The sequence below is a fragment of the Aquabacterium sp. CECT 9606 genome, assembly GCF_918741295.1.
GTDB lineage: Bacteria > Pseudomonadota > Gammaproteobacteria > Burkholderiales > Burkholderiaceae_C > Aquabacterium.
This window is the reverse complement of record NZ_CAKKNB010000003.1, coordinates 591,905-603,733: the sequence shown is the minus strand read 5'-3', so window position 1 is coordinate 603,733 and position 11,829 is coordinate 591,905. Positions and strand designations below refer to the sequence as shown.

The 11,829-nt window shown below is 58.2% G+C and carries 3 protein-coding genes; all 3 read left to right on the top strand.

The window, feature by feature from the left end:
* The first annotated feature begins 6 nt into the window (after positions 1-6).
* The 3 genes from sbnA (at position 7) to LQ232_RS15370 (ending at position 11,621) form a co-directional block, all read left to right on the top strand.
* Positions 7-1,017 carry a 2,3-diaminopropionate biosynthesis protein SbnA gene (sbnA, locus tag LQ232_RS15380; RefSeq protein ID WP_230181220.1) on the top strand — a complete coding sequence of 337 codons (1,011 nt, stop codon included), beginning with the start codon at positions 7-9 and terminating at the stop codon, positions 1,015-1,017.
* Positions 1,014-2,006, top strand: coding sequence for a 2,3-diaminopropionate biosynthesis protein SbnB (gene sbnB / locus LQ232_RS15375; protein WP_230181219.1), 993 nt, complete (start codon positions 1,014-1,016; stop codon positions 2,004-2,006). The genes sbnA and sbnB overlap by 4 nt, the downstream gene beginning before the upstream one ends.
* A 354-nt stretch (positions 2,007-2,360) precedes the next feature.
* Entirely contained in the window at positions 2,361-11,621 is a 9,261-nt protein-coding gene (locus LQ232_RS15370; protein ID WP_230181218.1) for a SpvB/TcaC N-terminal domain-containing protein, read from the top strand.
* Positions 11,622-11,829: the final 208 nt, after the last annotated feature.

Genomic DNA, 11,829 nt, shown 5'->3' with positions numbered 1-11,829 from the left:
CGAAATATGGGTACAAGTCATCCTGTGACTGCGCCACTGCCTGGCGTTCTGGCCACAATCGGCAATACGCCTCTAGTACGTCTGGATCGGTTGGCGCTAACTCCCCTGCACGAGTTGTATGCCAAGGTCGAGGGCTTCAACCCTGGTGGCAGTTCTAAGGATCGCTCGGCGATGGCCATGATCGCCGGAGCTATGCAACGCGGTGAACTAGCAGTTGGCGGCACGGTTGTCGAATCTAGCTCAGGCAACATGGGTGTCGGCTTGGCCCAAATATGTTCCCGATTAGGCCTGCACTTCATCTGTGTGACCGATGAGCGCGCAACTTCTACCCATCTACGGCTGATGCAACTGCAGGGCGCCGAAGTTGAGGTCGTGACGTTGGGCGGGAACTCAGCCCGCAGTCTCCTTGAGCAGCGACTAAGACGCGTCCAGGAATTGCTGCGAATTGTCCCCAACAGCTACTGGCCGAACCAGTACGCCAATGCCGACAACCCAGCGGCACACGAAATCACCATGCATGAGATTGTGCAGGCGCTTACTTACCCTCCCGACCTGATCATTTGCTCTGTCAGCACTTGTGGCACGCTGGTCGGCTGCGCTCGTTATATTGACGAGCAGGGCCTCCCCACTCGAATTATCGCTGTCGACTCGGTCGCCAGTTCTATCTTCGCCAAACCATCGGGCACGCGACTGCTGCCTGGCATGGGTGCAGCCGTGATCCCGCCGTTGATGAAAGAGCCTAACCGCTACGACCTCGTTCGAGTCAGTGATGCACAGTGCGTTGCTGGCTGTCGGACAGTGCTCTTGAAAGAAGCGCTGCTAGTCGGCGGTTCATCCGGGGCAGTGACGGCGGCATACATGGAGCGCGGCCAATCACTGTCAGGCCGACTCACCTGCGTACTGTTGTTTCCCGACCGTGGTGAACGCTACCTTGACACCATCTTTTCAGATGAGTGGGCGCGGCGCAATGGCCTACTACAAGAGGACGGTGAACGCAGTGCCGTGGCAACACCGTGATCATCCTCAGCTCGCGCGAGATTGCTGCTTTGCTCGCATCCCGTGAGCGTGAACTGGTAGAAGTTGTCAAGTTTGCCTACCTTGCGCATTCGCGCAAGCACACTAGCCTGCCCCATTCCGTCTTCCTCCGGTTTCCGCACAGTGATGTCAACCGTATTATCGCCTTGCCAGCCTACCTTGGAGAGGAGTTCAACGTCGCAGGTGTCAAGTGGATTTCGTCATTTCCCGGCAATGTGCGAAACGGGCTACCGCGTGCCTCTGCAGTCATCGTGTTGAACGACATGCGAACCGGCGTTCCGATAGCCATGCTGGAAGGCGCCCTCATTAGCGCAAAACGGACGGCGGCCAGCGCTGTCCTCGCAGCTGGCTGGCTCTGCGAATCCAGTCCGCCAAGAACAATGGCATTTCTAGGCGGTGGCCGGATCAACCAAGAGATAGCCGGGTTCGTTGGCGCGCTGATGCCCAGTATCGAGTCTATAGTCCTCTTTGATCCAGACGGCTTGGCCGCGCATAGCTTAGCGAATGAAGTCGGCCAGATCATGCCGCGATGCGAAGTCACCATAGCCTCCCGGCTACCCGAAGCCATTGCACACGCCGACCTGGTATCTATTGCAACGACCGCCTCGCGTCCTTACCTCGACGATGCGGCGAGCTTCAAGCCGGGTGCGGTGGTGCTCCACGTCTCTCTACGAGACTTTACGGCTGAGGCGATTCATAAATGTTGGAACCTGGTCGACGATGTGGACCATGTTTGCCGAGAGAGCACCTCTCTGCACAAGGCGGCGATTGAAGCTGGCCATCACCATTTCATTGCCGGTACGCTGGCAGAGTTAATCGAGGGCCGGCTCGAACAACCAGTCTTTCCGACACCGACCTTGCGGGTGTTCAGCCCCTTTGGATTAGGGGTTCTGGACCTCGCCGTGGCTTCATGGGTGGTCAAAGCCGCGGAGGAGCGAGGCCTAGGACAAAGGTTCGCTTTCACGGAATAAACGTAAGCGGTCAATAGACCACCCCCCTTGCGGCCCATACCCATCGTGATGGGCACGTCGCACCCGTGATGGGCGAGCGAGAATCACGGTCGTTGCCGTATCCCGCATTCAATCGATGGCCAATCCATTTGCCCCGCTATCCGAGGAAGAGTTCGACGAGCTTAACCAGTTCCTGCTTTACGACGTCGATACGGAAGAGTGAAACGGCCCCCTGATTCACCGGACACGGACTATCGCTTATCTTACGGATAGGAATAGTGTTGCGGCCGACGCGAAAGTGAGCCAGATCAGGGGGCCGTTCCGACGAAGCTGTGAGCCACCATTTCGAGACACCATGAGCGTTCATGAGCGTTCATGAGCGTTCATGAGCGTTCATGCGCGTTTGCCCATATTGGACTGGCTCAAAGACCTGTCGGCACATTGGCTCATTTCTGGCTCGGCGCCAACACGAAGCCCCATAGAAAGCCGCTCAAGGCATTGGCAGCCGATCAAAGAGCAGCTAGCATTCAAAAAAAAGGAGCCAGCGACAACGCCAAACAGTTCGTGTCTGCTGCGTTTCGTCTCCTTCCAGAATGGGCCGTGCAGGAGGGGTCTGGTCCTGGGCGAATCGAATCCGCGACGAATCTACAGGGACCTGCCGCGATGCAAGAGGACACTGTTGGGGTGCCAAGGTCGGAGCAAAGCCGCCACCATGGCGGTAGCGCTGCTGCGTTTCGAGCGTCGCCTTCTCCACGGTCCGATGCCGCCAGCAACTTCTTGGTGTCACCACCGGCGGTGTCACTGCCCAAAGGTGGCGGTGCAATGCGCGGCATCGGAGAGAAGTTCTCGGCCAATCCAATTACTGGTACCGGCTCCATGTCTGTCCCGGTTACGCTGTCGCCAGGACGGGGCGGGTTTGGACCCCAACTGGCACTGAGCTATGACTCTGGCTCCGGCCAGGGCACGTTCGGGCTAGGTTGGTCGCTTGCTTTGCCGAGCATTAGCCGAAAGACCGAGAAGGGCCTCCCGCGCTACCTGGATGCGGATGAGTCTGACGTGTTCCTCTTGTCTGGCGCCGAAGACTTGGTACCTCTTCTTGACGACGCTGGCAATCGCGTTGTTGATGCCGCAGTTCAACTCGCGGGGCAATGGTACCGAATCCATCGATACCGACCTCGCATCGAAGGGCTCTTTGCTCGCATCGAGCGGTGGGTGGTCGACGGGGAGAGCAAGACCTCGTTCTGGCGCACGATCAGCCGCGACAACATCACCACTTGGTATGGCAAGGACGATGGCAGCCAAGTCGTCGACCCTGCCGATCCGAGCCGGGTCTATCAATGGCTGATCTGCCAGACGCATGACGACAAGGGCAACGTCGCGGTCTACCAATACATTCTGGAGGATGCTCGCAATGTTGACACGAGGACGGTGTGGGAAACCAATCGCCAGGATGCGGCGCGACAATCGAACCGCTATCTGAAGCGGATCTTGTACGGCAATGTCGAGCCCTACTTGCCCAAGCTGGACTCCTTGGCCGTTGACGCGCTGCCACAGACCTGGATGTTCGAAGCTGTATTCGACTATGGCGATCACCAAGGACGCGCCGAGGACGGAAGGTTCCCTACCCCGCAGCCCGACACCGACTGGGCTTCGCGAGACGATGCATTCTCCAGTCACCGCGCCGGCTTCGAAGTTCGGACCTACCGCCTTTGTCAGCGCGTGCTGATGTTCCACAACTTCCCTAAGGCGCAGGAAGTCGGCCAAGGCTGCCTCGTTCGTTCGACGGACTTTGAGTACGACAAGCCAGACGCACTGCTCGATGCCTTACACACTGGGTACGCCACGCTGCGGCGCGTTCGCCAGCGCAGCTACAAGAAGGTGGTTCCGGCGGCTATGCCCAAGTACAAATGGAGAGAGCTGCCGCCTGTGCAGTTCGACTACAGCCAGCCTGTCGTCAGCCAAGTTGTGCATATCATCGATCCGGTTCAGCTTGAAAATCTGCCGGTAGGCGTTCAAGGTCCCGGCTACCGGTGGATTGATCTGGATGGGGAAGGACTCTCTGGCGTTCTCGCCGAACAAGCCGGCGGGTGGTTCTACAAAGCTAACCTTGGTGATGGCCAGTTCGGCGCCATGCGCCAAGTGGCGCGCACCCCTGCGATGGCCGTGGCTGACGGCAGTCGAACACAGTTCATGGACCTATCCGGGAACGGGCAGATCGACCTCGTTGAATTCGACGGCGCGACGCCTGGCTTCCATGAGCGCGACCGCGACGACGGCTGGAAGCGACATGTTCCCTTTGCCAACCTTCCAAACATAGATTGGCAAGATCCCAACTTGCGTTTCGTGGACCTGACTGGCGATGGCCACGCCGACGCGCTGATCACAGAGCAAGAGGTATTCACCTGGTATCCCTCGCTCGACGAACGGGGTTTCAGCGCCGCTCAGCAAACCCGCCTGGCGCCGGATGAAAACGCGGGGGCGAGCATCGTTTTTGCTGATGGCACCCAGACCATCTTCCTGGCCGATATGTGCGGCGACGGCCTGACCGACCTCGTGCGCATCCGCAACGGCGAGGTGTGCTATTGGCCCAACCTGGGGTATGGCCGATTCGGCCGCAAGGTAACCCTCGGCAACTCGCCTCGCTTCGACCATGTTGACCTGTTCGACCCTAGACGAATCCGCCTGACAGACATCGACGGCAGTGGCCCCATCGACATCATCTACCTTGGCCGCGAGGGTGCGAAGCTTTACTTCAACCGATCCGGCAACAGCCTGAGCAATCCACTCACCGTCAATCTGCCGGTTGCCACCGAAAACCTCGGCGCCGTGCAGGTCGTCGATCTGTTTGGCAACGGCACGGCATGCCTGGTGTGGAACTCGCACTTGCCGGCCGACGCCAGCCACCCCGTTTGCTACATCGATCTAATGGGCGGCATGTTGGAGTCCATCGAACGCCATCGCCAGCACGAAAAGCCGCACCTGCTGATCAAGGTCGACAACAACCTCGGCGCCACCACTGACATCGAATACACACCGTCCACCCGCTTCTATCTGCAAGATCAGCAGGCCGGTCAACCTTGGATCACCCGGCTACCCTTTCCGGTGCATTGCGTCAGCAAGGTGACGGCACGCGACAAGTGGCGCGGCACAGCATTTAGCAGCACCTACAGCTACCACCATGGCTACTTCGACGGCACCGAGCGCGAATTTCGAGGGTTCGGCCGTGTGGAGCAGCTGGATGTGGAAGACTTTGGCACCTTCGCGGCAGGCAATGTGGGCAGCCCGTGGATCACCAAGGACCAGACGCTTTACCAGCCACCGGTGAAGACGATCACCTGGTACCACACCGGCGCGGCGCTCGAGCGGCAGCGCATCCTGAGTCAGTTCGAGCACGAGTATTTTCCGCAGCGCTTTGCAGCGCGCCTGCCTCAAGGACCTGGCGCCTTCCGCGAGAAGCGGCTGCCTGAGCCGGAGTTATCCAGTGACCTCAGCGCGGACGAGTGGCGCGAGGCCCTCCGTGCCTGCAAAGGCATGGTGCTGCGGCTGGAGGCATACGAGTTGGACCTGGGCGATCTGGTCGCCATGCCATCCAAGCACACTCCGGTTCGCCTCTACTCCAGTGCCACGCACAACTGCCACATCCAGCGCTTGCAAGCACGGGGCACCAACCTTCATTCCGTGTTCCTGGTCACGGAAAGCGAAGCGCTGACTTATCACTATGAGCTGCCACTTCCCAAGGATCAATCTGCACTCAAGCCTGATCCGCGGGTCGCCCACACCTTGAATCTGAGCCACGACGATTTGGGTAACCCGCAGCAAAGCATTGCAGTTGGCTATGGTCGCGTCCAGCCAGTTATCTACCCGGGTCTGCCGCGCGCGGAACTCATTGCCCAGTTGCAGGCTGAGCTTCACGTCGCGTATTCCGAGTCGCACTACACACAAGACATCGTCACGCCCGCACGGGCGGGCGATGCGAGCCCGATCCGCCACCACCGGCTGAGGCTGCCGTTTGAGGTGCTGGGCTATGAACTCAACGGCATTGCCAGGTCCGATGCCGACTACTTCAGCCTTGCGGATTTTCGCAAGTTGCATCTGAGCGATGTGTACGGCCCGCAACCCAGCCATTTGCCACCACCGATTGCTGTCGCCTTCAAGCAATACCATGAGGTGGCTGATGGTGCCGTACCACAACGACGCATCGTCGAGCATGCGCGCAGCGCGTACTTCGATGACGCAAGTGATGAGAAACCGCTCGACAACAAGAAGCCCTTGCCCTTCGGCAAGCACGGCCCCCGGGGGCTGAAGTTTGAAGACTACAAGCTTGCACTCACAGCCGACCTGCTGAGCGCTGTCTTTCGCCAAGCAGATGCTGCGGGTCCGCTTAGCGACAAGCTGGCCTGGGAGGCGCTGCCTGCAGAAGGCAACCGCCCCGCTCGCACGGCGCTGGACTTGCTCGATGACATCACGGTTAGCGGGTATTGGCCGGGCTCTGAAATCGGCATGCATTCCAGCGAATACTGGATGCGCTCTGGCACTGCCGGATTCGCCAGCGATGCGCACCGGCACTTTTACTTGCCGGAGAGCTACACCGATCCGTTCAAAAATGAAACCACGCTGCAGTACGACCCGCTCGACTTGTTCGTTGCCGCATCGGCCGACGCACTCGGCAACACGTCGAAGGTCGTAGGGTTCGACTACCGGGTGCTGGCACCTCGCGAGGTACAGGACGTCAACGGCAACCTGTCCGAAGTAGCGTTCAACGTTCTGGGCCTGCCTGCAGCTGCGGCGGTCAAAGGCAAAGGAGACGAGGGCGACAACCTTGCTTCGCTTGATGAGCACCTCGAGCCGAGCCTCGCCGAGCGCATCGCCTTCTTCACGCAAGACTTCAGCATGCCGGTTGCCCGTGGCTTGCTGCAAGACGCAAGCATTCGGCACGTCCACCATTTCGGCGAGACGCTGGCGCCCGATGGGTCGGTCCGTTACGGTCAACATCCTCCGTGCGCTGCAACCATCCAACGCGAGAAGCACGTTGCGAGCCTCGAGCGGGGGCAGAAAAGCCCACTCCAAATCGCATTCGAGTATTCAGATGGCAGTGGCAATCTGCTCCTGAAAAAGGTGCGTGCGGAGGCCAGGCCCACAAGCTCAACAGACCCACAACCAGCCGAGCAGGTGATTGACGACTTCTCGACGGGTCCGTTCGCTTCCAGCTACTTGATCTCAAGCTCTGATTTACCTGTCAACGCCTCAGATAGGGCGGGCGCGACCAGCAGTGAAGTTCTCACAGGGATACAGATGGAAGGTGTGTCAGCCACGACAAGTGAGCTTGTTGGCGAGCCAGGGCGCATTGCCAACCTGCTGGGAGAAGTCGATTCAGACAAACTGCTTCGCGGCGGACGCATTGATGTTGTTCAATCCCAGGCTGGCTCGATGGTCGGCGGCGAGCGCTTTTTGGGAATGTCCTTGTGGGGCGATGCAGGAAAGGCCGCATCATTGGATATCGCAAGTGCCTCCAACGCCTTCGCTTTTTCCAGCGACGTCGGCGCGTATCACCGGTTCGACTGGTCTTACGGCACAACCTACATCCGATACACACCGATCTCGCTGGACCTTGGCAACTACAACGCCTTGCGTTTTCGCTTTCTCAGCGCGCCACGCGGACTCAACTTCAATGTGTTGCTGTACTTTCGAGGTCAGGCCAACAACTATGCCCAACTCAGTTTGAACATCGGGCCGCATGCGGATCCTTTTGATGTCGACTTCAGCTTTGACAGCTTCCGCACGAAGATTGCAGACCCCACTAGGCCGGCAGACTTCTCACTTCTAAGTGGCATATACATCGTTACCCAGAGCGGTGGCTACGTCGGCGACGGCGGAGAAGGGTTTGGGATTGGTGCCATCTCAGCCGTCTCGCTACCGCGGTGGGTGGTCAACGGAAAGACCATCCTCAACAACAAGGGCAAGCCGGTCAAACAGTACGAGCCCTACTTTACCGACTCTCATTGGTTCGAAGAGCCTGTCGAAACCGGCGTCTCACCGGTCATGTACTACGACGCCGCCGGGCGCGTCGTCCGCACCGAGTTCCCTGACGGCACGCTGAGCCGCGTCGAGTTTTCTCCATGGCATGCGAAGACCTGGGACCAGAACGACACGGTTCTGGAATCGGCCTGGTACAAGGCCCGCAATCAATTCGATCCTGCATCACCTTTGCCCGTTCCACTTCCAGGCCTTTCCCCTGTTGACCACGAACAGCGGGCTTGCTGGCTCACCGCGCGCCATGCTGAGACGCCGTCGCTGACTTTGCTGGACAGCCTGGGGCGGGACGTCATCGCCGTGGCGCACAACCGCGTCGAAGATGAAACAGGGCCTCACAAATTCGGCGGCAAGCAGTGGACGGACGACTACTACCTCACGTACACCAAGCTAGACGCGGAAGGCAAGCCGCTGTGGATTCGCGATGCGCGCGACAACCTCGTGATGCAGTACATCCTTCCCAACAAGCCGACTCGGCTGGCAGATCAAGACAACGAGGACATCCCGTCTCGCCCGGTAGGCGGGGCCACTGTCTACAGCGCACCCACCTACGACATGGCTGGCAACCTGCTCTATCAGCACAGCATGGACGCCGGTGACCGTTGGATGTTGATGGACGCTGCCGGCAAGCCAATGTTGGCCTGGGACTTCAACGACCGTGGCCCCGACACGGCGATCCAGGCACGCCTGTACCGCACCGACTACGACCCGCTGCATCGGCCCACCGCGCAGTGGCTCAAGATCGATGCAGATGCGCCGGCTATGGTGGAAGCGTTCGACTATTGCGATGCCGCCTCACCACGCGATGCAGCCGGCCCAATCAGCCTGGCGGATGCGCAGCAGCGCAACCTCATCGGCCAGTCCGTCAGCCACTTCGACCCCAGCGGGTTGGCCACGGTTGAGCGCGTCAGCCTGTTGGGCCAGCCCACCCACGTGACCCGCCGGCTGATCCTGCCGCATTCAGACGGTGACGACGGGCTGCTGAACTGGCACACCGCCGCACGCAACGAGCTGCTGGAGCAGGAGACCTTTCGCCACATCACAGAGTTCGATGCGCTGGGCCGCATGACGCGCTTGTACAACTGGCACCGCGACATCACCTTCGCGCCCGACGGCACGTTTCAAGACACTCCCGGGCAGACCAACAGGGTGGCGGTCTATGAGCCCAACTACAACGAACGTGGCGCGCTGCAAAGCGAGTGGCTGCACGTACGGGCCAGCAAGACCACCCGCGCCGATGGTGCAGTCACCTTCGAACCTGACCCGACCCGAAGCGCCCAGGCCATCGAGCACATCGAATACAACGCAAAGGGACAGAAGCTAAGCCTGAATTTGGGCAACGGTGCCCAAACGCGCTACAGCTACGACGAAAGGAACTTTCGCCTGACCCATCTCTACACGCGGCGATCGGCAGCTAAGTTTCCAGACGATTGCATCAGCAATACCGCCTCACAACCGCGCCCGCAGCGCCCCTGCGGTGTGCAGAACCTTTGCTACTGCTACGACCCCGTGGGCAACATTACCCACATCCAGGACGACGCGCAGGATGCGGTGTTCTTCAAGGGCCAGTTCGTCGAACCCAGCAACGACTACACCTACGATGCGCTCTACCGCCTGACCGAGGCCACCGGACGCGAGCATGATGAGCAGGAGCCCCCGCCACTGCGCGAGGGCCCCTGGCGCCCAGGCAACTTCCCGTCGGGCGACCAGTTGCGCAACTACACCCAACGCTACCTTTACGACCCGGTGAGCAATTTCGTCGAGATGGCGCATGAAGCCGGTGCCGGCAGTTGGACGCGCCACTACAGGACCCAGGCGGACAACAATAGACTGCACCAGACCTGGCTGGGCAACAACACAGAAGATGCTCTCACCCTCCAACACGACTCCCGCGGCAGCATGCTCAACCTGAACCGGCGGGACACAGACGCGCCACCGCCGATCAGAGAGGACGAAAGGTGGGGCCGACAAATTCAGTGGGACTGGCGCGACATGATTCGTGGCTTCGACATGGGCGGCGGGGGCTTGGCCCGCTATCACTATGGCATCGACAAGCAGCGCACACGCAAACACATCACCCGCAACCCGCAAAACGGCGGCACGCTAAAGGAAGATCGCATCTACCTTGGTGGCTATGAGTTGTACCGCCGCCGCAATGCGCAAAACGTTGTGGTGGAAGAAATTGAGTCACTGCATTTATTTGAAGGCGAGCAGCAGGTGCTGCTGGTGGATGACGTGATCTCCGCTGACAACTCACGCCCAGATGGTTTATCAATTAGTGCGAAGACGTTGTTCCGTTACCAGTATAGCAACCATTTGGGCACGGTGGGGCTGGAGTTGGATACTGAGGGTCAGATCATTTCTTATGAGGAATTTCATTCGTATGGGACTAGTGCGTATCGGTTGATGGATAGGGCAAAAGAGGCGCCGCCGAAGCGCTATCGGTATACTGGGATGGGGCGGGATGAGGAGAGTGGGTTGAGCTATCACACGGCAAGGTATTACTCACCATGGTTGGGTAGGTGGGTATCATTTGATCCAGATATCGGCAACTTGCCCGTGAGTCCATATACATTTTGTGCCAGCACCCCTATCTGTAAAACAGACAAATATGGCATGGCCCCAGATGACCCAATATTAACTCGGTCAGATTTAGTTTTGACGAATGAGCATACTTTACCTAAGAGTAAATTTCCAAACGAAGCAGTCAATCCATTTAATTTAACCACATATACGGCAAGAGAAAATAGTTTTAAAGGTGTCAAATCTGTAAGTCCAAGACCGCCAGTCGAACCGATTAGCCTGAAAAACGCGAAATTAAACGGTAAACAGGCCTTTTCTAAAGCTGGACAAAAAATGCTGCAAGCTTCTCATGGAGACACAAATGAGCTAAAAGCAATTTGGGATAAAGCATCAACTTCTAAATCAGGTGGAGGAAAGGTTGGTTACGACACCGCTGCAACTAAATTTAACAAGCTGCATTTAACCGATAAAAGTCCTGAAATGAGCCTATTAAAAGAAGTTTATGCAGAAGCAAATATAGTAATTGATCCTAAAACCGGAGAGCGTTCAATCGACATGAAGCCGTCCAACCGCGCGCTAATGTGGGACGATGCATTAAAGGGTAAGACACAGCCCCCGGCCAATTTATCACCAAGAGTGGCAGATGCCTTTAACCGATTGAAAGCAGAAGGCGTAGCGACCGCGACCGCGACTGCGACTGCAAGCGCACCGTCGCCTTTGTCTCGATTTTTGACCAAGGCTCTAGGCCTTGCAAATTCCGGGGCAAAGACACTTATCACTGTAGCAAGAACCGTAGGAGTGTTGTCCGCACTTCCAGGTGCTATCGCCGCAGCTGATCAATACGGGAACGCTACAACTTCAAGAGATGTATTTGATCCTGACGAGTCACCAGGCATGAAAAAGGCGGGAGTGTTCGCTCTTACCTTAGGGGCCGGATGGTTGGATAACTCTATTGCAGTGGAGAGGGCATTGATCACAGGCTTAGCTGATCAAGGTGGATTCGTGATTATTGATCAAAGCTACTCGTCAAACGGAATGAGCCCTACACAGCATTCAGTGAAGCAATGGGCTTTGAAACCTTAACCTTCCGTTTGACATAATTTACGAGGCCCTTACATTTTGGCACCCACACAAATGCAAATCGCGCCATCCATCGTCAACCTGGTCGAAACCGGTGTCGTCCTGGGTGACTGGGGCATCGTGACTGTGATCGCAGGCGACAAGGGTCATCTGACATTCGGCCGTTTGCAGACCGCCCTGGGCTCCGGTAATTTGGTTGACCTGCTGAATC

Excerpts from the sequence above, each read along its gene's own strand:
- sbnA (WP_230181220.1), top strand. The coding sequence starts at position 7 with ATGGGTACAAGTCATCCTGTGACTGCGCCACTGCCTGGCGTTCTGGCC.
- LQ232_RS15370 (WP_230181218.1), top strand. The coding sequence starts at position 2,361 with ATGAGCGTTCATGAGCGTTCATGCGCGTTTGCCCATATTGGACTGGCT.